Genomic DNA, 22,023 nt, shown 5'->3' with positions numbered 1-22,023 from the left:
CTTCACCACGCCACTGCGCCCCGCAGGCGGTTGAAGGCGAGCACGGCGCCGAACACGATCGCCGTCAGTGTCAGCATCAGGGCGCTGGCATAGCCGATGTTGAAGAACTCGAAACCGACCCGGAACCCATAAATGTTGAGCGTGTTCGAGGCGTTGCCCGGGCCGCCCTGGGTGGTGATGTAGATGATGTCAAAGAAGCGCAGGAGATCGACGCTGCGCAGGATCGCGGCAGTGACAATGGTCGGCAGCAGCAGCGGCAGCGTGATACGCTGAAATGTCTTGAATGGGGATGCGCCATCGATCTGGGCAGCCTCGTAGACACTCGGCGGCAGGGATTGCAGCCCGCCCAGCACGATCAGAGCGACATAAGGCGTCCACTGCCAGCTGTCGATCAGCGCCACCGTCGGAATGACCAGGGACGGCGAGGCCAGCCAGTCCGACGGGGGCAGGCCGAACGACTGCAGGACATAGTTGGCGGCACCCAGCGAGGGATCGAGGATTACCAGCCACATCATGCCGGCGACCACCGGCGGCATCATGAACGGCGAAATGAACAACGAGCGCACGATGCCCGGTAGCCGCTTGGCGTGGAACAGCACCAACGCCAGCCAGACGCCGAAGACGAGTTGCAGCACTAGCGACAGCACGAAGAGGGCTATGGTGATCCACAGCCCGTGCCAAAATTCGTAATCGGAGATCAGCTTGGAATAATTGGCAAGCCCTGCAAAGGACTGCTTGCCGGTCGAGGAAAACGTCTGGAAGCCTAGCCAGATCGTATAGACGACCGGAAACGCGATCATCGCAACCGTGAAGATCACGGCCGGCGCCGAAAGCGCCGCCATTTCCAGCTTCTGCCGGTCCTGCGTGAGTGTCGCAGCCGAGTCAGACATCCGTCCGCGTCCTCAGGTGGGGGGAAATGCCGGCATGCAGCGAGCCTGCCGGCATGAAGCCGTTACTTCTGGGCGATCAGCGCATCGAGCGCCTTGTCGGCATCCGCGCAGGCCTGGTCGATCGGCTTTTGCTTGAGGATCAGGTCCTGCACCGCCTGGCCGATGAACTCGCGCGATTCCGGATTGGCGACGATGGGATAGCCGACCTCGGAGGAACCCTTGGTGGCGAGCACGTCGAGAGCGGCCTGCCATTCCTTGCGCACCGGCTCCTCATCGATCCATTTACGATACTCCGGATCCTTGGCGACCGATGGACGCGGCGGGGCAATGCCCTGGAGCGCCATCTTCTTCTGCACCTCGGGGCTGGTCGCCCACTGCACGAAATACCAGGCCGCATCCGGCTGCTTGCTGTGCGAGGATACCGCCATGCCCCAGCCGATCGTGGTCGGCACCTGGCCGGCCTCCCCCGCCGGGAACGGCAGAAGACCGGTGTCCTTCAACCGCGCGCCACCGTCCATGACGGTGCGAAGCTCGTTGGACGATTCGAACGCCATTGCGGCGCGGCCGCTGCGATAGAGTGCCGAAATCTGCTGGAAGCTGTAATTGACGACGCCAGGCGGACCGAAGTCGCGCAGCAGCCGGCTATAGGTTTCGAGCGCTTCCTTGCCCTTGGCGGAGCACAGGTTCGACTTTCCGTCGGCGATATAGGTGCCGCCGACATTGTGCAGCATGTTGCTGAAGGTGTAGGCGACCGCGGGCTTGAGGCCGCGCGAGACGAACGGCGTCACCGCGCTGTCGCAGGTCTTGATCTTTTCGGCGGCGGCTTCGACGTCCTTGATGGTCTTCGGCGCCTCGAGACCGCACTTCTTGAAGATGTCGGTGCGGTAATAGAAGATCGGCCCTTCGAGATTCATCGGCATGCTGGTGAGCTTGCCGTTGAAGGTCGCGGCCTTCAGCAGGGCCTGGCTGAGCCCGGCCGGATCGTAGTCCTTGGCAACCTCGTTCTTGGCCATCGTGGTGAGGTCGGCATACCAGCCGGCGGCGGCGAACTGCTCGCCCTCGCGCGAGGGCAGCGTCATGAACACGTCAACCTCATCGCTGTTCGCATTCATGACGGTCACCAGACGCTGGCGCATCTGCTGTTCCTGATAACCGTCGACCTTGAGGGTCATGCCGGTCAGCTTCTCGAAATCGACCTTGTAGGTCAGGAGCGCCTGCGCGACCGGATTGTTGTTGGCGAGAAAGGTGACGGTCTTGCCCTTGAACTTCATCCAGTCGAAATCGGCGGCGTGCGAGGGCGCGCCAACAGCGGCGATCGCGAGAACGGGCAACGCGAGATGCGTCGCGAGCATCCTGGCCTTCATTCGACTCTCCTCCCGGCTGGCCGCCTTAAGCTGGCGGACCATTTTGAACACGTTCGTGCACATCTGAAAACGGTTACAAAATAGACCTCACGCTCGCCGTGTCAAGCGATGGACAAACTGCGTGATCTGCGGCAAATACATGCGATTACCACCACCGCCCGGGTTTGCGGCGCAACATGTAACGTTACATTCATGGGACTGACCGACGCCAAGTCTGTGAAACAAGGCATCCGCGCCGTAGCCGCCCGCGCCGGCGTCTCAACCGCATCGGTCTCTCGTGCCCTCAACAATCCGGATGCGGTGAGCCCATCTCTGCGCGTGCGCATCGAACAGGCGATTGACGCGCTCGGCTACATCCCGCATGCGCCCGCGCGCATCCTGTCCTCACGTCGCTCGCGCACTCTTGGCGCGATCGTGCCGACCATCGACAACACGATGTTCGCGCGCGGCATCGCTTCGCTGCAGCACTATCTGTCGTCGGTCGGATACATGCTGTTCCTCACGACGAGCGGCTACGATCTTGACGTCGAATTGCAGCAGGCGCGCAATCTGATCAGCCGCGGCGTCGACGGCCTGGTGCTGCGCGGCGACTGCCATCACGACGGCTTGCGCAAGCTGCTCGCGGACAACGCGGTGCCGTTCATCAATGTGGGCATATACCAGCCCGACCGACCCTACCCTTGCGTCGGCACCGACAACGAAGCGGCCGCCCATCGCGCCGCCGCCCATGTCATCGAACTCGGCCATCGCCGCATCGGGATCGTCTCGGCTCTCCAGCGCAACAACGACCGTGCCAGCGCTCGCGTTGCCGGCTTTCGCCGCGCGCTGACCGAGAGCGGCCTCGAACTGCCGTCGCAATGGCATGTCGAGGTGCCCTATACGCTGGACGACGCCCGCGAAGCGGCGCGCTATCTCCTGGGGCTCAAGGATCGTCCCACAGCCGTAGTGTGCGGCAACGACGTCATCGCCTACGGCGTGCTGCTCGAGGCGGAACGCAGCGGCTTTTCGGTACCACGCGATCTGTCGGTCGTTGGGTTCGACGATCTCGACTGGAGCCGCCATCTGCGACCGAGCCTGACCACGATTCACGTTCCGACCGGAGAAACTTGGCAACGCGCCGGCGAATATCTGGTGCGCAGCCTCGCCGGCGAGCAGACCATCATGCACCGCGAGATCGACTTTTCACTGGTGGTCCGCGAGTCGACGGCGCCGCCTGCAAAATCCCTGAAGTGAGACAGTCCCGATGAGTTTGAATTTCTCTCTAGCCTCCGGCTTTCATGCCATCGTGATCGGGGGCGCCGGCGACATTGGCGCAGCAATCAGCAACCAGTTTTGCGATCTCGGCGCGACGGTGACCGCAACCGGCGCCAACGATGCCGATCTCGCCCGCACACTCCTCAAGCCGCGCGCGGGCCTCACGCTCGGGACGCTCGACGTCACCGATGATGCGGCCGTCAAATTCTTCGCCAACAAGTACAAGCGGGTCGACGCGCTCGTCAATTGCGCCGGGATTCTCGCCCGCGACAAAGAATTCGAGATCGAGACTTTCGTGAAGGTTCTCGATGTCAATCTCACCGGCACCTTCCGGACCTGCATGGCTTTTCGCGCGCTGCTTGCGGAGGCAAAGGGATCGATCGTCAACATCGCCTCGATGAACGCGGTTTTGGCGCTACCGCGTATCCCCGCCTATTGCGCCAGTAAGGGTGGCGTCGTGATGTTGACCAAGGCACTCGCCTTGAAGTGGGCCGAAGAGGGCATTCGCGTCAACGCAGTTGCGCCCGGCTATATCGAGACCGCGATCAACGCCGCCGGCCGGACTGATCTCGCGCATTACCAGCGCATCGCCGACCGCACCGCGTTCAAGCGGTGGGGACAGCCGGAAGATATTGCCGGCGCCGTCGCGTTCCTGTGCATGCCGGCGTCGCAATATGCGACCGGTACTGTGGTTGCTGTGGATGGCGGGTTTCTCGCAGGTTGACGTCGCGCGAGCACCGGCGGCTGGACATCAACGGATACGTCAAGCGGCGCATCGTCGGCTTCAAACCATCTCTGGAAGCGAGCGCCGGAGTTCCGAGGCGCGCAAGATGACGTCCTATGGCAACGACGAGCGGCAACCCTGCCGCGGTTGACTTGTTATAACATTTAGGCAAATGTCCTTACTAACCGGAGCGCGAAATCCGGATTTTTGGGAGGACCGTATGACGTCATTCAAGCCGACGCGACGAACGCTCATCAAAACCGGAACCGCGGCAGCGGCTCTAGCGACGTTTGGACCTACTCTTCTCCGACAGGCCGCCGCGCAGGATGCCGACCTCGCGCCGTACAAGTCCGCCAAGATCGACTGGCAGCAGGTATCAGGCGAAACAATCACTGTCGCGGTTATCCCGGCGAGCTACTTCGAAAACCTGATCACGCTGGCGCCTCAGTTCAAGGCGCTGACCGGCATTGATGTCCGTTTTGAAAAGATCCCCCCGGCGCAGATCCGGCAGAAGAGCGTCATCGACCTGACCTCGAAGACCGGTACCTACGCGACCCACGCCGCCGACCCCATGTATTACGCGCTCTACGCCGCGAACAAATGGGTCGAGCCGCTCGACACCTATCTGAAGGACAAGTCGCTGACGGATGAGGCCTGGTTCAAGCTCGATGACATCATTCCGGCGTGGCGCAGCGCCAACGGCATCGACGGCAAACTCTACGGCATGCCCTATGACGGCGAAGTGACCATTCAGGTCTATCGCAAGGATCTCTACGATGCGAAAGGCCTTAAGCCGGCCGATACGCTCGAAGCTTATATGTCGAACGCCGCGGCGTTGAACACGCCAAACGACCGCGTTTGGGGCGCGGCTCTGCGCGGCGTCGCCGGCGCAGGCCAGAACATGTACATCTATCCGTCGATTTTCCGCGAGTTCGGTGGCGACTGGATGAAGGGCGGCAAGCTCACCGTCAACGGTCCCGAGGCCGAGGCGGCGCTCGCCTGGTACGTCGACATCATGAAGAAGTACGCGCCGACGGCAGCGGCGAACTGGAACTGGCCGGATATCGCCGATGCCTTCTCGCAAGGCACCGTCGCCAGTTACATCGACGCGCATTCGTCGGCCTCGGTCATCAACAATCCGGAGAAATCCAAGGTGATCGGCAAGGTCGCCTATGCGCGCTGGCCGAAGGGCCCATCGGGCAAGCGCACCACCTCGATCTGGAATTGGGGTTTTCCAATCAATTCCGCGCTGCCAGAAAAGAAGCGAAAGGCTACTTGGCTTTTCATCCAGTGGGCTGCGAGCGCCGAAACCCAAGCGCGCACTGCGCATCGTTTCGGCGGTCCGACCAAGCGCTCGGGCGTCAACCGCACCTCCGTCTGGAAGGATCCCGACTACATCAAGCTGATGAACGGCTTTGGCGAGAACTTCGTCGAGGCCACGATGGGCGCCCTGCAGGACGACACCGACGTCGACTGGCGTCCGCGCGTGCCGCAATGGCCGGCGATCGGCGACACCATGGCAACCGCGATTCAGTCGGCCCTCTCCGGCCAGGCCACGATCAAGGCCGCATTGGACGATGCGCAGCGTCGTATCGAACCGATGATGCGCGGCTGAGCGTGACTACGTCAGCGGTGACATCGGCTGACATTGCCCGCGAGACGCCTCGCAGCGATTTCGGCCGCGTATTGGCCCAGCGCGAGCGCCGGTTTGCAGCAGCCTTGCTTGCACCGGCCTTTCTTGCCCTGCTCGCCACGACGACGTTCCCGCTGCTCTTCCTGGTCTATACCAGCGCGTTCCGGATGGATCTGGCGATGCCGTTCACCAACGGCTTCGTCGGCTTCGAGAATTACCAGGTGCTCCTCTCCGACGAGCGCTTCTGGACTTCGCTGCTGGTCAGCCTCGTCTACACCGGCTCGACCGTCGCGCTCCAGGTCATCATTGGGCTGGCGCTCGCCTTGCTGGTGATGGACATGAAGCGCGGCCAAGGCTGGTTTCGTGTCATCGCGATCCTGCCTGTGGTGCTGTCGCCGGCCGTGGTCGGCATGATCTGGCGCACTTTCATGCTGGCACCGGAATTCGGGATCGTGGACTTCCTCGCCATCAACGCCGGTCTCGGCAGCAAGAACTGGCTCGGCGATCCCACGCTTGCGATGGTCTCGGTGATCGCAATCCATACCTGGCAATGGACGCCGTTCGCGTTCATGGTGCTGCTGGCCTCGCTGGCCTCACTGCCCGAGGACATCTATGAGGCCGCGCGGCTCGACCGGGCTTCCGCCTGGCAGCGCTTCCGCCGCATCACCCTGCCCTTGCTGCGGCCCGCGATCGTCATGGTCATCATCATGCGGACGATGGTGGCGCTGACGGCGTTTGCTGCGATCTTCACCGTCACCGGCGGCGGCCCCGGGACCGCGACCGAGATCCTCAACCTCTATGCCTACAGGAAATCCTTCACTGAGTTGTCAATCGGGTACGGTGCGGCGCTGGCGGTGGCGCTGCTGATCGTGACCATCATCATCTCCGGCATCCTGTTTGCCCTGCGGAGGGCGAAGTGACGGCAAAGCGCCTCCGCGCCATCGCCCTGCTGGCGATTTCCATCGTCTTCCTGCTGGCCTGGGCTTTCCCGATCATCTGGAGCGTGCTGAATTCGCTCAAGACTGATTCCGATGTGCTCGCCTATCCGCCCAAGCTGGTTTTCTCGCCGACGCTGGAGGCCTATCGCGACGTGCTGTTCGGCTCCGGATCGATCCTCCCGAACCTCCTTTCGAGTGCCATCATCTCGGTCGGCACTACTATCGTGACCATGTTGATGGCGGTGCCTGCGGCCTATGCGCTGGCGCGGCTGCGCTTTCACGGCAAGAAGTTCGCGGGCTTCTATGTCCTGGCGACACAGATGCTGCCGCCAGTCGGCATCATCATCCCCTATTTCTTGGTGCTGAGGAACATCGGCTGGATCGATACCTATCAGGGCATCATCCTGATCTACCTGTCGTTCTCCCTGCCTTTCGCGATCTGGCTGCTGGTATCCTATTTCGAGGACATTCCCTTCGAGATGGAGGAAGCCGCCTATCTCGACGGCGCCAGCAGGCTCAAGACGCTGTGGCGCATCATCATCCCGCAGGTCCGCGGCGGCATCGCCGTCACCGTCGTGTTCGTATTCCTCAATGCCTGGAACGAATTTCTGTTCGCGGTCGTGCTCAGCGGTAACACGGTGCGTCCGGTCACGGTCGCCATGTTCAACTTCGTCTCCGTCGAGCAGACGCTGTGGGCCAAGCTCGCAGCTGTCTCGGTCCTGGCCATGCTTCCTGTAGTCGTGCTCGGAGTAGTCGCGCAGAAGCACATCGTGAAGGGTCTGACGGTCGGTGCAGTCAAAGGCGGAGGGCGCCGATGAGCGGCCAGGGTCGGGTCAGTTTTCGCAACATCGTCAAGATGCACGGCGAGTTCGCCGCGCTTAAGGGCGTCAATTTCGAAATCAAGCCGGGCGAGTTTTTTGCCCTGCTCGGACCGTCCGGCTCCGGCAAGAGCACGACGCTGCGCATCCTTGCCGGTCTCGATGCGCCGACTGCCGGCCGAGTGCTGATCGACGACAAGGACGTCACCTCGACTGACGCGCGCGATCGTGACATCGCCATGGTGTTTCAAAGCTACGCGCTCTATCCGCACATGACCGTCGCCGAGAACATCGCCTTCCCACTCGAGATGGCCAGGCTTCCAAAGGCCGAGACTGCTTCCGCCGTGCAAGAAGCAGCCAGAAAAGTGAAGATCGACCACCTTCTGGACCGGAAGCCGGGCCAGCTCTCGGGCGGTCAGCAGCAGCGCTGCGCACTCGCCCGCGCGATCGTGCGCAAGGCGCGCTTGTTCCTGCTCGACGAACCCCTCTCCAACCTTGACGCCAAGCTTCGGCTGGAGACCCGGGCCGAATTAAAGAAGTTGCAGCGCTCCCTGGGCGTCACCGCGGTCTACGTCACCCATGACCAGGAAGAGGCCATGACGCTAGCCGACCGCATGGCGGTGTTCATGTCAGGCGAGATCCAGCAGATCGGCACGCCCGCAGAAGTGTTCGCGCGCCCGAACTCGATTGATATCGCCGGCTTCATCGGCAATCCCCCGATGAACCTCGTCCCCGCCCGCTATGTCGACGGCGACGTGATCATTGCCGGGCATCGTCTCAAGACGACCACCACAACCGCGGGCGAGCGTGATGTTGTGGTCGGGCTTCGCCCCGGCGCCCTGCGCATGACGGAGGGTGGACTTGGCGCGCGCGTCGACCTGATCGAGGACCTCGGAGATACCGCCGTGCTCGACCTCGACTGCGCCGGCATCATGATCCGCATGCGCGTCAGCGACGGCAACATCCCCAGCGAAGGCGAGACCATCTCGATCACCACCCGTCCCCAGGACATTCATTTGTTCGATCCCACGACCCGCATGCGGCTCTGACACCATGGCTGTTCAAACCCACAAGAAGAACTCCGCTCCGCTCGGCAGCGATGTCGCGGAAGGCTCGACGCCCCTGCACGTCCAGATTCGCGAGTCCATTCGCAGTCAGGTTCGGGACGGCAAGCTGATCGACGCCACCGGCCGCCTGATGACCGAGGCCGAGCTCGGCCGTCATTTCAGCGTCAGCCGCATTACCATCCGCAATGCCATTGCGCCGCTGGTGAACGAAGGCATGTTCGACCGTTCACGCGGCCGCGGCACATTCCTGCGCTCGAACCAGCCCGAGAACTGGGTCGGCCGCCTCATGGGCTTTTCGGAGACCATCCGCGACGCCGGCTACCATGCCGGCGCCAGGATTTTGCAGCAAGGCATGACCAATCGCCACGATGCCGCCGTTCGCGAGCAGCTGCGCGAGCGCGCCGTCTGGCAACTCAAGCGTCTGCGGCTCGCGGACGAAACGCCAATCGCGATCGAGCACGCCTTCTATCCGCCGGAGATCGGTCTCGAGCTCGAAAAGCGCGACCTGGTCTCGATTATCATGTACCGCGTCTTCGAGGACGAGCTCGGCCTCACCATCAAGGATGCGCAGCAGACGATCAGCGCCGATCTTGCCGACGCCGGCAGCGCAAAACTGCTTGGCGTGAAGGTCGGCTCGCCTCTGCTCGCCATCGAACGCGTCACCTTCGGCAGGGAAGGACGGGCGCTGGAACTTCTGCGCGCCGTCTACCTGCCAAAATATTTCCGCCTCAGCATCAGCCTGACGCGTCGCCATTCCTGACAACGCCACACGTCAATAACGAGGACATAAAACATGCCGAATGGCGCAAAGACCTCTGATAGGCCCAACATCCTGCTCATCCTCAATGACGACATGGGCTTTTCGGACATCGGCTGTTACGGCGGCGAGATCCAGACGCCGAACCTCGATCGTCTTGCGGCGAACGGGCTGCGTTACTCACAGTTCTACAACACCGCGCGCTGCAGCCCGTCTCGCGCCTCGCTGCTCACCGGCCTGCATCCGCACCAGACCGGCATCGGCATCCTCACCTACAGCAACGGTCCGGAAGGCTATGCCGGCAATCTGAACAAGAGTTGCGTGACGATCGCCGAAGCGCTCAAGAGCAGGAATTATACGAGCTATCTCAGCGGCAAGTGGCATATCGCCAGCAGCCTCACCGAGCCGACCGACGCCTGGCCGATGCAGCGCGGCTTCGACCATTTCTATGGCACCATCATCGGCGCCGGCAGTTTCTATCACCCGAATACGCTAACCCGCGGCAACGACAATATCGAGCAAGACGCCGTCAAGGACCCGTCGTTCTTCTATACGGATGCGATCAGCGATCAGGCAACCGCCTTCATCCGCCAGCACAGGGCGGAAAAGCCCGATGCGCCGTTCTTCCAGTACGTCGCCTACACTGCCCCGCATTGGCCGCTCCACGCCCATGAAGATGACATAGCAAAATACAAGGGCCGCTTCGACGCCGGCTGGGACAAGCTGCGCGAGGAGCGCCTGAAGCGCCTCGTCGAGGACGGCATCATCCATCCGAACTGGCGCCTGACCGACCGCGACCCGACCCAGCCCGCTTGGACCGACGCCGAGCAGCGCGAATGGACGCTGCGCTGCATGGAGGTGTACGCGGCCCAGATCGACCGGATGGACCAGGGCATCGGGCGTATCTTGAAGGCGCTGGAAGAAACCGCCCAGATGGACAACACGCTAATCATCTTCCTCTCGGACAACGGCGCCTGCGCTGAGGATATTCCGGAAGGCGTCACTGCGAAGGAGCTGGTCGACCAGCTCATGATCGCGCAGGCAAAGACCCGCGACGGCAGGGCCGTGCGTTTCGGCAACGATCCAAGCCTTATGCCCGGCGGCGAAGACACTTATCAGAGCTACGGCACCGCCTGGGCCAATCTCTCCAACACCCCGTTCCGGCTCTACAAGCACTGGGTTCACGAGGGCGGTATCGCCACGCCGTTCATTGTGCACTGGCCGCGCGGCATCTCCGAAAAGGGTGGCCTGCGGCACAATCCAAGCCAGCTCACCGACGTGATGGCAACCATTCTTGACGTCACCGGCGCCACCTACCCCAGTGAATACAACGGCAACACTATTTTGCCCTGCGAGGGCGAGAGCCTGGTGCCATCATTCGGGGCAGCTTATGGCAATCGGGGCCCGCTGTTCTGGGAGCATGAAGGCAATGCGGCTGTGCGCGCCGGCAAGTGGAAGCTGGTGCGGAAATATCCTGGCCCCTGGGAACTCTACGACATGGAAACCGACCGCACCGAGATGAACGATCTGGCCGCGCAACATCCGGATCGCGTCCGCGAGATGACGGCGCAGTATCAGCAATGGGCCAATCGTTGCGGCGTGATCCCGCGCGAGAAGATTCTCGAATTGATGAAGGCGGAAGGCGGCACGGCCTTCTGGGAAGAAGAGAAGCAGAAATAGCACATGACCGGGGATCGTTCACATTGCTGCACCCGAGGCGACGCCGGCAAGGAGTCGGCGCCGTCCAGCGAGGCGCAAGGAGCTATCCCCCCTGGTCCGACGATGATCCAGCGCCGCTGGAGCTCATTGCTCGGTGGCACCTTCCACATGGGTTCTGCCGACAAAAGGTTTGTCGAAGATGGCGAGGGCCCGGTGCGGCCGGTCACCTTGTCGCCGTTCGCCATCGCCTGTCATGCCGTGAGCAATCTGCAGTTCGGCGACTTCGTCCGCGCTACGGGCTATACGACCGAGGCCGAACGCTACGGCTGGAGTTTTGTCTTTGAAGGCTTGTTGCCGGAAGAGACGCGCACCGTCCAATTGACACGCGTTCAGGAAACACCATGGTGGCTTCCGGTGCCGCGCGCATATTGGGCACAGCCAGAGGGACCGGCGAGCAGCATTCTGGACCGACTCGACCATCCCGTCGTCCATATCTCCTGGAATGACGCTCAGGCCTACTGCGAATGGTCAGGGACGCGGCTGCCGACCGAAGCGGAATGGGAGATGGCCGCGCGCGGCGGGTTGGACCAGGCCACCTATCCCTGGGGCAACCAGCTGCAGCCCGACGGCGAGCATCGCTGCAACATCTGGCAGGGCAACTTTCCCGGCCACAATACCATCGACGACGGCTATTTTGGTACGGCGCCCGTTCATGCATTCGCCCCAAACGGATACGGCCTGCACAATGTCGCCGGAAACGTCTGGGAATGGTGCGAGGACTATTTTTTGCTGAGCTATCACCGCCTCACTACATCTAACGATCCCTTGAACCGCGAACCGGCTCCGAACCGTTCGATGCGCGGCGGATCCTTCCTCTGCCACGAATCCTACTGCAACCGCTACCGCGTCGCGGCGCGAAGCTCCAATACCCCCAACTCCTCGTCGAGCAATATCGGCTTCCGAGTCGTGCGTACCGAGCCGTTGCGGGATCCGGCGTAGTTATGGAGTCGGCACCCCATGCTGCCAAGCCGGCCGGTACTCCCGGCGCCCGCCTGCTGCCGTTGTTCCTGCGCAATTTCGTGCGCAATCGCGAGACCGGCCTCGTGCTGGTCGCCATCGTCGTCGGACTGCTCGGCGGCGTGCTCGTGGCCGCGATCTCGAGCCTCAGCCAGGTCTCTCACGCACTGCTGTTCGACATTCCTGTCGACGCACATCTCAGCGCCACTGGCGTGATTTCGTGGCAGCGAACACTGCTGATCCCGATGCTCGGCGGCCTGGTGCTCGCGCTGATCGGGCTCTACTTCGCCCGACGCGTGAAGGGCCAGCAGCTCGCCGATGCGATCGAGGCGAACGCGCTCTATGGCGGCCGGCTGTCGTTTCGTGGCAGCCTCCTGATTTCGATGCAGACCCTGCTCTCAAACGGTTTCGGTGGATCGGTCGGACTGGAGGCGGGCTACACCCAGATCTGCGCGATGTTCGGCTCTCATGTCGGCCAGCGCCTTGCCGCACGACGAAACGACATGCGGCTCCTGGTCGCCTGCGGCGCCGCAGGTGCGATCAGCGCTGCGTTTTCTGCACCTCTGGCCGGCGCCTTCTACGCCTTCGAGGTCGTGCTGGGCGCGTACACTTCCGCCGCACTTGTTCCCGTCACCGCCAGCGCCGTTACTGCGTGGCTGGTCGCGCGGCAATTGACGCACCAGTCGTTCCTCATGGTGCCCGGCTTCCCCTCACCGGTGTCCGTCGAGATGATCGGGCAAACCGTGCTGATCGGCGTCATCTGCGCCTTCGTCAGCATTATCGTCATGCTCGCAGTCGCGTTCTCGGAACGGTGCTTTCAGCGCATCACGGTATTCAGGGGATTCGTACGGCCGATCCTCGGAGGCCTGCTGCTCGGCGGTCTTGCCCTGCTGACGCCGACCGTCCTGGGGGCTGGCCATGGCGCGATGCAGATCCTTCTCGTCAGCAATCCGACCTGGCTCCTGCTCACCACGACCATTGTGTTCAAGATTCTTGCCTCAGCCATCTCGCTCGGCTCGGGCTTCCGTGGCGGTCTGTTCTTCGCTTCACTACTGCTCGGCGCGCTGATCGGGCAGCTCTACAGCATCGTGCTGACCGGCCTCCTTCCTACGCTTGCCCTGCAACCGGGCACCGCTGCCATTGCCGCGCTGGCTGCGCTGGGCACCGGCGTGCTGGGCGCGCCGTTCAGCATGGTCTGTCTCGCGCTCGAAATCACCGGCGACTTCTCCGTCACCGTTGGCGCGGTAGTCGCATCATCGGTCTGCGCGCTCATTGTCCGCGAGCTTTTCGGCTACAGCTTTGCGACGTGGCGCTTCCATTTGAGAGGCGAAGTCATCCGTGGCCCGCAGGACATCGGCTGGGCCAGGCAAATGAGCGCGGCGTCTCTGATGCGCACGGACTTCGAGAACGCCCCGACGACGATGCCGATCGGGGAGGCGCAAAGGCTGTTTTCGCCGGCGCTGGTCCGGCAGGTCGTGCTGCTCGACCCCAACGACGCTTATGCCGGCATCGTTCCGGCCGCGACGCTGCATTCGGTCGCCAACCGGGACGACGAGCCACTCGGATCGCTGGCGCAGCAACAGGATGAATGCCTGCTTCCGACTACGTCGGTTCGTGAGATCCTGAAAGCCTTCGAGCGCAGCGAGGCAGACGTCCTAGCAGTCGTTGACCGCGGCGACAGTCGCACAGCGATCGGAACGCTAAGCGAATCCCACGTGCTGCGCACCTATGGCGAAGAACTCGAGCGTCGGAACCAGGAATTGTTTTCCCGGTAGACGGACAAAGTCCGGGTTTGAGCATGACCTGGCCGGAAAGCCGCATCGCGCTTTTACGGCCGCAAGTCCATGTCGATACGCACGAAATCGCCGCGATAGGTGACCTCGCCGAGATAGATCACTGTACGGTCGCTGGTTGTGAAGACACGACGGACTTCGGCCACGGGCGAGTTGAGGGGCACGCGAAGCAGCCGCGCCGCCTCGAGATCCGCGGTGTCGATCGTAAGCGTCTGACGGGCGCTGGCGATCGCGGGATCCCTGAGATCGTTGAGGATCGGGATCACGGTCTCGTTGCGAAAGCGCTTTGGCGACCTGCGAAAGATCTTCTCGTCGAGATAGATGGAAATGACGCAGTAAGGCTGCTTCTGGCGTGAGTGCAGGCGGCGCATAAAGACGTATTTCTCGGCCGGCTTGCCGTCTTCGGGGAGCAGCGGCGCATCACTGCGGCTTTCCGAGATGTTGATGATCTCCGGCGAGGTGTCGCGGTACATGTCCGCAAGGTCCGACAGCGTAGTCTCGACCTTGAGCCAGCGATCCTGCCGCAAAGAGCCCGTGACAAACGTGCCGCGTCCCTGCTGGGCCCCGATGACGCCGTCGCGGGCAAGCAGCTCGACCGCCTGACGGATCGTGACGCGCGACACCCCGAACTCGGCCGCAAGCTCCTCATTGGCTGGCAGGCGAAAGCCGCGGGTCCAGGTGCCGCGCGCAATCCGCTGGCGGAAGATGTCGGCAATCTGCGCGTATTTGGGGACGTGACTGTCGGAATTCAATTCCATCTCGCCTCCAGAAGATCAAATGAACCGATCAGGCCATGACAAGAGCTGCACCGCGCTCGCCGATCATCAGGCTGGTCGCGTTGGTGTTGGCCGAAGTGATCTGCGGCATCACCGAGGCGTCGATCACGCGGAGCCGCTCGACGCCGCGCACGCGCAGCTGCGGATCGAGCACCGCTCGCTCATCACGGCCCATGCGGCAGGTGCCGACACAGTGGAACACGGTGCCACCCGTGTTGCGCGCGAAATCCCACAGCCCGGCATCGTTCCTTGCTGCGTCTCCCGGCACCACCTCGGCGTCCCACAGCGGACGAAACGCCTTCTGTTGATAGATCTCGCGCAGGATCTTCAGGCCCGCAACGATGGTCTTGCGATCGGTCTCCTCGGCGAGATAGTTGGGCGCGATCCGCGGCTGCTCGAACGGATCGGTCGAACTGATCGCAAGCCGGCCGCGCGACTTTCCGTGGCATTGCCAGACCGAAGCAGTAAATCCGGAATAGGCGTGAAGGGGCTCACCGGGCTTGTCGACCGAAAGTGGCATCACGTTAAACTGCACGTCTGGCCTGCCGCCGACGGCGTATTCGGTGCAGGCTGCGCCGCCCACCTGCCCTGCGCCGACCGTCAACGGGCCGCTGCCCGCCAGCATCCACTGCAGGCCCATCTTCGCAAGCTCGACCGGATTTCGGACCTGATCGTTGAGCGAGATCCGCTCCTTCAGGCGGACGATCAGCCGGGCTTGATAGTGGTCCTGAAGATTTGCGCCGACTTCCGGTGCATCGGCAACGACGGTGATGCCGAGCTTGCGCAGTAGATCAGCCGGCCCCACGCCGGAAAGCTGAAGGATCTGCGGCGACTGCAGCGCCCCGCCTGACAAAATGACCTCGCGATCCGCTGTCGCGCGGTGCACTTGTCCCTTGCTGATCCATTCGACGCCGGTCGCGACGCGTCCGTTGAAAAGGACCTTGCTGACATGCGCATGGGTAACGATGGAGAGGTTTCGACGGCCGGCAATCGGTTGCAGAAACGCAGAGGCGGAGCTGGTCCGCCAGTGACGCCCGATGCCGAGCTGGTAGGTGCCGACGCCGAGCGTGGTTGCGCCGTTGAAGTCCAGATTGCGTGGCAGGCCAAACTGCGCGCCTGCCTCGACCCACGCCCTGGATGCCGGATTGTCATTGCGGAGATCGGAGACCTCGAACTCGCCGAGGCCGCCGTGAAACTGGCTCTCGCCGCCGCGGTAGCGTTCGTAGCGCCGGAAATACGGCAGAACGTCACGATAGCTCCAGCCATCGGCGCCAAGGCGTTCCCAGTCGTCGAAATCCTCGTGCTGGCCGCGGATGAAGATCAGCCCGTTAATCGACGAGGATCCGCCGAGCACACGGCCGCGCGGCCAGACGATGGAACGGCCGCCGCTGCCTTCCGACGGTTCGGTCCTGAACAGGCGCGAGAAACGTTCGTTGTAGATGGTCCGATAGTACCCGACCGGAAGCCTGAGCCAAAAATTCCGGTCCGATCCACCGGCTTCCAGCAGCAGCACGCGGCAGGCGGGATCGGCTGACAACCGGTTTGCGACCACGCAGCCGGCGGAGCCCGCGCCGACTATGATGTAATCGTAGCCCTGGAGTGACATCACGCGGTCCGGTACTGTTCGATCGACTCAAGATCAGGCGTGAGCCCAAGACCTGGCGCGTCGCTGAGTTCGATCGCACCCTCCCGGACATCAAGCACGGGGCCACAGAAGCGATCGCGCAGCGGGTTCTCATTGCAATCGACTTCCAGCAGCCCGTCGCCGCCGATGCCGGCCAGAAGATGGGCCGATGCGAGAAGTCCGATGCCGGCACCAAGATAATGCGGACAAAACATCTTGCCTGACTGCAGGATATCGCGGGCGATGCCCGCGCACGCCGAGAGTCCACCCCATTTCGCGATGTCCGGCTGGACCACGCCGAGAACCGGCTCACCCAGCACCTCGGCGAATCCGGCGTGGCTTGCGATGTTCTCGCCCGCCGCGAGCGGAAAGCTGATTATCTGGCGGAGTTGCTTCCACTCCTGCCGCGGGCGGTCGGCGCGGATCGGTTCCTCGAGCCAGCCAAGGCCGAACGCCTCCAGCTGCGGAGCAAGCTCAAGCGCCTGCGCGATGGTCCAGCCCTGGTTGACGTCGGCGGCGAGCAGGCCCTGCCCGACAAGCCGCCGTAGGGCTGCCAGATTGGCGCGGTCGGCCACCGGATCAAAACCTACCTTCAGCTTCAGGGCGCGGTAGCCGCGCGCGAAGGCTGCCTCCGCGGCTCGCTCTGATCCTACCGGATTGATGCCGCTGGCGTACACCTTGATCTTGCTCCGGGATCCGCCGAGCAACTTCCACAGCGCAACGTTTTGGCGGCGCGCATAGAGATCCCAGACAGCAAGATCGATGCCGGCGATCGACTGCGCAAACGGACCCGCTTCGCCCGATTGCAGCGCGAGTACCGAGGTTCCCTGCGTCAGGCGCTCGAAAGCGGCTGATGGGTCGTGCGCACTAAATCCGACCAGGGCCGGCGCGAGCACCTCGTTGACCAGCCGAACACGATGCTCGGCGCCTGGCGCTGGAAAATTGCACCACACCTCGCCCCAACCTAGGTGACCGTCCGTATCCTCGACTCGAACGAAAACGGCTGGCCGATCCGCCATCCGCCCGAACGAGGTGATGACGTGTGTCGTCAACGGATAGCGATAGCCGAAAGCCTGGACGCTGCGAATGGTGAAGGGCGGCGATGTCATGCGCGGCAGGCCTGCGATGCTTATGACCAAAGGCGCTCTTGTCTGGTCATCCTATTTATAATATGAGTTCGAAAAACATCAACCGCAATCTGGGTGGACGCGTCAAATGAACGGAGCTGGCGTGAGACGCTTTGGTCTCGGATTGACACCGTGGATCGGTGCAATCCTGCTCTGGTACACGGTGCGCTGGAGCGGCTTCGTCAATGTCTCGCTGATCCCCGCCCCGCACCAGGTCGCCGCCAAGTTCTTCGAGCTTCTCACGAAAGAAGGCCTCCTCGTCGACATCTTCGTCTCGACCAGACGCGTCTTCTTCGGCGTCGCGCTCGGGATTCTCGCCGCGGTGCCGGTGGGTTTCCTGCTCGGCTGGTATCGCCCGGCCCGCACCTTCGCCGACCCGATGATCAACTTTTTCCGCGCGCTGCCACCAATCGCGCTGATCCCGCTGGTGATCGTCTATTTCGGCGTGGACGAGGTCGCGAAACTCGTCATCCTGGTCTACGCATCATTCTTCTCCGGCGTGATCGTGATGTATGAGGGCGTCTCGCAAATCACGCCTCTCTACATCCGCGTAGCGCAGACGCTCGGCGCCAATCAGGCGGAAATCTTCCGCAAGGTCATCATTCCCCTCACCGTGCCGCATATCCTCACCGCGTTGCGGGTGGCATTGGGTGTGGCCTGGGCGACTCTGGTGGCGTCCGAACTGATCGCGGCCCAGCGCGGACTTGGTGCGATGATCCAGAATGCCTCGACCTATTTCCTGCTCGACGTCATCTATGTCGGCATCATCTGCATCGGCCTGATCGCCCTGATCATGGACATGATCCTGCGCAAGATCACGGCGCGATTGCTGGTGTGGCAGGATCGGGCCATCGCATGACGAAGCGTGCGCAGTTCGAAAACGTTTCCCTGTCCTTCGAGACTGCGAAGGGCCGCCTCAATGTCGTCGAGGACATCAGCTACGACATCAACGACGGCGACTTCATTGCCGTGATAGGCCCGTCCGGCTGCGGCAAGACCACGATGATGAGCATGCTCGCGGGCTTCCAGAAGCCGACGACTGGCAAGGTCCTGTTCGACGGAAGTCCCGTCGCCGGCCCCGGCCCCGAGCGCGGTGTCATCTTCCAGGAATATGGCGTATTCCCGTGGTTGACCGTGAAGCAGAACATCGCCTTCGGCCTGACGCTCAACGCGAACCGTGTTCCGACCGCCGAGCGCGACGCGATCTGCGATCACTATCTTGGCTTGATGGGCCTGTCCGACTTCGCCAACTCCTATCCGAAACATCTGTCCGGCGGCATGCGGCAACGGCTCGCGATTGCACGGGCCTATGCGGTCAAGCCGCAATTCCTGCTGATGGATGAGCCCTTCGGCGCGCTCGACGCCCAGACACGCTCCAACATGCAGAACCTGCTGCTCAAGGTGCTGGAGACCGAAGGCAAGACGGTCATGCTCATCACCCACTCCGTGGACGAGGCGATCTATCTCGCCTCCCGCATCGTGGTGGTGACCGCGCGGCCGGCACGGATCAGGGAGATCATCGACGTGCCGTTCGCCTATCCCCGCGATGAATCGATCCAGGAGCGGCCCGAATTCGGCGAGCTGCGAAGCTACATCAGGCAACTGGTGATGGACGAGTATCGCGCCCAGCAGGCGCAAATGCGTGCGGCATCATTCTCGGAATAACAAGCAGAATGGAGGATACACATGGATCGCAGACAATTTCTGAGCACGACGGCGGGCCTTGCGCTTGGCACCTTCACGGCCTCGGCACCGGCGATCGCGCAAGCGAAAACGAAGGTTCGCGTCGGCTATCTTCACACTGTCGCCGTCGACGGTCAGATCTGGACCGGCATGGATCGCGGTTCCTTCGAAAAGCAGGGCCTCGATCTCGAGCTGCGACAATTCAACACCGGCTTGGAGATCTTCCAGGCGCTGATCGGCGGCAGCCTTGACGTGCTGGCAACCGGGGCTGTGCTCTCGAACTTCCCGGCCCGGGGTCAGGGCAAGGTGTTCCTGATCAACGACATTGAGGTCGCGACGGCACAGCTCTGGGTTCGCGGCGACCAGGGCATCAAGTCGTTTGAGGACCTTAAGGGCAAGCGGATCGCGACCGCGACCGGTACCACCGCGCACGTGTTCCTGGATACCGCGCTTCGCGCCAACAAGGTCGATCCGAAGGAGGTCGAACTCGTCAACCAGACCATGCCAGCTGCCGTGACCGCCTTTATCTCCGGCGCGGTACCGGCCGTCGCTCTTTGGGTACCCTTCAACGTCACGGTTCGCGACAAGGTGCCAGGCGCGGTCAAGCTCGCCGATGCATCAGCCTACTATCCAAAGGCCGCTATCATCGGCGGCTGGGCGGCGGCCAACGATTATTACGAGCCAAACAAGGAAACGCTGGCGAAGCTCATCCGTGGTTGGGCGGATGCCAATGACTACATCATCGCGAACAGCACCGAAGCGATGGATAAACTGCAAAAGGGCCACTATAGCCAAACACCGCTGGCGGACATCAACGAGTCATTTAAGGCCCAGAAGATGTTCACGTCCAAGGACTGGAAGCGCATGTATTCAGACGGGACGGTCACCAACTGGCTGCAGCAGTCTACGGATTTCTTCATGGCCAATGCAGGCATCAACGATTTCACGCCGGCAAGCAAATATTTCGATCCCAGTCTGTATCTAAAAACAATCGTGTGATCTGATCGCGGAAGCTGGCGGCTCCCTTGCAAGGAGCCGTAGCACCCGCGCTCTCTTCATGTTGAAGAGGCTTTCGTTTGAAAGCTGACCAGTCGATGATATGGGTCCCGTTTAGTTGAAGCGTACTGGCGGCGAACCGCCTCCGTTTGCATGACACTGAGCGATCCTGCGGCTTCATTGGCCCTGCTCATCACTGTAGGACCGCTGTTGCCCTGTTTCGGCTGTCTCGTTCGAGCCCAAGCAACGCTGCGCCCGCTCGATCTGGAAGTACAAGAACTAGTCATTCGACGGCTACATAGTCGCCATCGAGCTTCTGCGGCCGTTCTGCTTAACTCAGGCGAAGTTGATCCGAAACACAGCCGGGGCGCTTCTCGCCGAGCATGCGCCACCCGGATATTGTCGAATATCAACTGCCGCTGACTGGTAAGGTTTGCCGACAATCTTTATCAGTCTAGAACCGTCTCCAATTCGGATCGTTACAAGCAAGCCGACTGATGCCGCGTCCTTAAATTGTCATCAGATGAGGCGCCACCTTCCGCCGCTGCGCTCGTCTTCAGGAGCGGATGGCGTCAATCGCGTGAGCTATTAGAACCGCAACGCTTGCCGCGATTATGATCACTAACAACCAACTGATCACGTCCGTCTCCATCAACATTATGGAGTGAACGCGCTCAAACGCGCACAGTCAAAAACAAGTCGCCGAAAAGCTTAATTTCAGCGATGGGCTGAGGACTCGAGGCAACTCTTGCGTCCGCAGTCGGTCCTATCGGCGAGATGCCAGTAGCCGGGTCTCACAGACCCACCATGATGGGTCTCGGTGCAGCTCCCCTCTCGCTTGGCAGCAATAGAAGCAGAATTGTTCCGTCCTTGGAACAGAATGCCCGCCAGGCTGATTTCGGTTCCGCCGAAATTGTGTTTGCAAAAGAGACAAAGTTGGGGCAGAATTTTTGCTACCGGGGCTGGCTGCATATTTCACTTGGTATTTTTGACCCGGCTTCATTTGACGACGCGTGGGCCGCAGCGATTTAACCTCCCGCTGCGGCCTTCGCCGCACGGCAGGCCAGCGTGAACCGGCGAGCGCCCCTCAAGGTACGCCCTGTCGTTGGCGCCTCAGAGTCGGAGGACTGTGAGAACGGCTCAAGCATCTCCAGCCGCAGCTTTCCCGTCTGCTCCGCTGATTGAGCTTCGCAGGAGCGGCTCGCCCTGGGCATTAGCCATTGGGACAGTGGCCCCGAATCGATGCCGATTGCACGAAAGGGGCGGAATCCGCATTATGGCTTTGCTGGGCGAAGCGGATCTACCGTGGCTCTGAAGAACCCCGACGCTATTGCGGCAGTCGTGACTGCGCTGCGGCTTACTTGCGGCGACGAAACGGCACGAGCCATGCTGGTCGGCGGCATGAGCCTGGCCGCGCTGATAGAGGCGATGTTCTCCGCCTCGGTTGAGCGACGCGATGCCGTTCGATACGTTGCGTCTGCCTTGGACGACTTCGCCATCTCGCCGGAACCCGGCCCCGTCTGGCACCTTCGCTACGTTTACGAAAGTCATGGCTCGTTTCGCGTCGTCGATATGGAGATTGCGACGCCAACAGGCACACTGTCCAGTAAAGACGTCTGGCTTCGTCTGCCCCTCTAGCTACCTCGCCACCTCTGCGATGTGGCCGGTGCTGTCGACGATTAGCGAGCGCGCGGTGCCTTCCTTGACGGCCTTGTAGGTCTTTATCTTTCCGGCTGGTAGTTCCTGGATGTGTGAATAGCCGGCAGCGCGAATCTTGGCGATGATCTCCTCCGACGTCAGGCTGAGCGCGGACGAGGATCCCCAGACCAGTACGAGGGCAGCCATTACGAACGATCGCAGCACTTGCCCTCCTTGCGCGCACGCCGTCATCGGGTTGACTCCT

The 22,023-nt window shown here is 62.1% G+C and carries 21 protein-coding genes; 15 read left to right on the top strand and 6 right to left on the bottom strand.

What is annotated here, in order from left to right; all coding sequences use genetic code 11:
* Window positions 1-2: 2 nt before the first annotated feature.
* Complete coding sequence (locus AC0L20_RS12745; protein WP_035968926.1) at window positions 3-890, bottom strand: carbohydrate ABC transporter permease; 888 nt, start codon at window positions 888-890, stop codon at window positions 3-5.
* 62 nt (window positions 891-952) lie between these two features.
* A complete protein-coding gene (locus AC0L20_RS12740) occupies window positions 953-2,254 on the bottom strand; it encodes an ABC transporter substrate-binding protein (RefSeq protein WP_027519172.1) in 1,302 nt (433 codons plus the stop codon).
* Between the two features lie 192 nt (window positions 2,255-2,446).
* Here AC0L20_RS12740 and AC0L20_RS12735 point away from each other — a divergent pair, with 192 nt between their 5' ends.
* The 10 genes from AC0L20_RS12735 to AC0L20_RS12690 all read left to right on the top strand — a co-directional run bounded on the left by AC0L20_RS12735 (window position 2,447) and on the right by AC0L20_RS12690 (window position 13,896).
* Complete coding sequence (locus tag AC0L20_RS12735; protein ID WP_473288808.1) at window positions 2,447-3,487, top strand: LacI family DNA-binding transcriptional regulator; 1,041 nt, start codon at window positions 2,447-2,449, stop codon at window positions 3,485-3,487.
* A gap of 10 nt (window positions 3,488-3,497) precedes the next feature.
* Complete coding sequence (locus AC0L20_RS12730; protein ID WP_027519174.1) at window positions 3,498-4,232, top strand: SDR family NAD(P)-dependent oxidoreductase; 735 nt, start codon at window positions 3,498-3,500, stop codon at window positions 4,230-4,232.
* Window positions 4,233-4,452: 220 nt separating this feature from the next.
* Window positions 4,453-5,847, top strand: a complete 1,395-nt coding sequence (locus tag AC0L20_RS12725; protein ID WP_027519175.1) for an ABC transporter substrate-binding protein — start codon at window positions 4,453-4,455, stop codon at window positions 5,845-5,847.
* 2 nt (window positions 5,848-5,849) lie between these two features.
* Window positions 5,850-6,785: a carbohydrate ABC transporter permease gene (locus AC0L20_RS12720; RefSeq protein ID WP_473288807.1), complete on the top strand. Its 936-nt coding sequence runs from the start codon at window positions 5,850-5,852 to the stop codon at window positions 6,783-6,785.
* The gene (locus tag AC0L20_RS12715; RefSeq protein WP_473288806.1) at window positions 6,782-7,621 is read left to right on the top strand and encodes a carbohydrate ABC transporter permease; all 840 of its coding nucleotides are present in this window, start codon (window positions 6,782-6,784) and stop codon (window positions 7,619-7,621) included. The genes AC0L20_RS12720 and AC0L20_RS12715 overlap by 4 nt, the downstream gene beginning before the upstream one ends.
* On the top strand, window positions 7,618-8,670 hold the full coding sequence (locus AC0L20_RS12710) for an ABC transporter ATP-binding protein (protein WP_473288805.1): 1,053 nt from the start codon (window positions 7,618-7,620) through the stop codon (window positions 8,668-8,670). The genes AC0L20_RS12715 and AC0L20_RS12710 overlap by 4 nt, the downstream gene beginning before the upstream one ends.
* A 4-nt stretch (window positions 8,671-8,674) precedes the next feature.
* Window positions 8,675-9,448, top strand: a complete 774-nt coding sequence (locus AC0L20_RS12705) for a GntR family transcriptional regulator (protein ID WP_473288804.1) — start codon at window positions 8,675-8,677, stop codon at window positions 9,446-9,448.
* A gap of 33 nt (window positions 9,449-9,481) precedes the next feature.
* The gene (locus AC0L20_RS12700; RefSeq protein ID WP_473288803.1) at window positions 9,482-11,125 is read left to right on the top strand and encodes an arylsulfatase; all 1,644 of its coding nucleotides are present in this window, start codon (window positions 9,482-9,484) and stop codon (window positions 11,123-11,125) included.
* 3 nt (window positions 11,126-11,128) lie between these two features.
* Complete coding sequence (locus AC0L20_RS12695; RefSeq protein WP_473288802.1) at window positions 11,129-12,103, top strand: formylglycine-generating enzyme family protein; 975 nt, start codon at window positions 11,129-11,131, stop codon at window positions 12,101-12,103.
* A 2-nt stretch (window positions 12,104-12,105) separates the two neighbouring features.
* Complete coding sequence (locus tag AC0L20_RS12690) at window positions 12,106-13,896, top strand: chloride channel protein (RefSeq protein ID WP_473288801.1); 1,791 nt, start codon at window positions 12,106-12,108, stop codon at window positions 13,894-13,896.
* A 53-nt stretch (window positions 13,897-13,949) separates the two neighbouring features.
* On the opposite strand, the gene AC0L20_RS12685 is transcribed toward AC0L20_RS12690, so the two are convergent.
* The 3 genes from AC0L20_RS12685 to AC0L20_RS12675 are packed head-to-tail and all read right to left on the bottom strand — an operon-like array spanning window position 13,950 to window position 17,423.
* Window positions 13,950-14,672: a GntR family transcriptional regulator gene (locus AC0L20_RS12685; RefSeq protein ID WP_473288800.1), complete on the bottom strand. Its 723-nt coding sequence runs from the start codon at window positions 14,670-14,672 to the stop codon at window positions 13,950-13,952.
* Window positions 14,673-14,700: 28 nt separating this feature from the next.
* Window positions 14,701-16,296, bottom strand: coding sequence for a GMC family oxidoreductase (locus AC0L20_RS12680; protein ID WP_473288799.1), 1,596 nt, complete (start codon window positions 16,294-16,296; stop codon window positions 14,701-14,703).
* The gene (locus AC0L20_RS12675; protein WP_473288798.1) at window positions 16,296-17,423 is read right to left on the bottom strand and encodes a mandelate racemase/muconate lactonizing enzyme family protein; all 1,128 of its coding nucleotides are present in this window, start codon (window positions 17,421-17,423) and stop codon (window positions 16,296-16,298) included. The genes AC0L20_RS12680 and AC0L20_RS12675 overlap by 1 nt, the downstream gene beginning before the upstream one ends.
* Window positions 17,424-17,529: 106 nt before the next feature.
* On the opposite strand from AC0L20_RS12675, the gene AC0L20_RS12670 reads away from it, so the two are divergent.
* The 5 genes from AC0L20_RS12670 (at window position 17,530) to AC0L20_RS12650 (ending at window position 21,758) form a co-directional block, all read left to right on the top strand.
* Entirely contained in the window at window positions 17,530-18,300 is a 771-nt protein-coding gene (locus AC0L20_RS12670; protein ID WP_473288797.1) for an ABC transporter permease, read from the top strand.
* Window positions 18,297-19,106, top strand: coding sequence for an ABC transporter ATP-binding protein (locus tag AC0L20_RS12665; RefSeq protein ID WP_473288796.1), 810 nt, complete (start codon window positions 18,297-18,299; stop codon window positions 19,104-19,106). Before AC0L20_RS12670 ends, AC0L20_RS12665 begins: the two co-directional genes overlap by 4 nt.
* Window positions 19,107-19,127: 21 nt before the next feature.
* Entirely contained in the window at window positions 19,128-20,123 is a 996-nt protein-coding gene (locus AC0L20_RS12660) for an ABC transporter substrate-binding protein (RefSeq protein ID WP_473288795.1), read from the top strand.
* An 804-nt stretch (window positions 20,124-20,927) separates the two neighbouring features.
* Window positions 20,928-21,152 carry a hypothetical protein gene (locus AC0L20_RS12655; RefSeq protein WP_473288794.1) on the top strand — a complete coding sequence of 75 codons (225 nt, stop codon included), beginning with the start codon at window positions 20,928-20,930 and terminating at the stop codon, window positions 21,150-21,152.
* Window positions 21,153-21,425: 273 nt separating this feature from the next.
* Entirely contained in the window at window positions 21,426-21,758 is a 333-nt protein-coding gene (locus AC0L20_RS12650) for a hypothetical protein (protein WP_354255764.1), read from the top strand.
* Here the strand turns inward: AC0L20_RS12650 and AC0L20_RS12645 are convergent, their stop codons facing one another.
* Window positions 21,759-21,983 carry a hypothetical protein gene (locus AC0L20_RS12645; protein WP_473288793.1) on the bottom strand — a complete coding sequence of 75 codons (225 nt, stop codon included), beginning with the start codon at window positions 21,981-21,983 and terminating at the stop codon, window positions 21,759-21,761. It lies immediately after the preceding gene.
* Window positions 21,984-22,023: the final 40 nt, after the last annotated feature.

Source organism: Bradyrhizobium sp. Kon58 (assembly GCF_055807455.1).
This window is presented reverse-complemented; position numbering and strand designations above follow the sequence as displayed.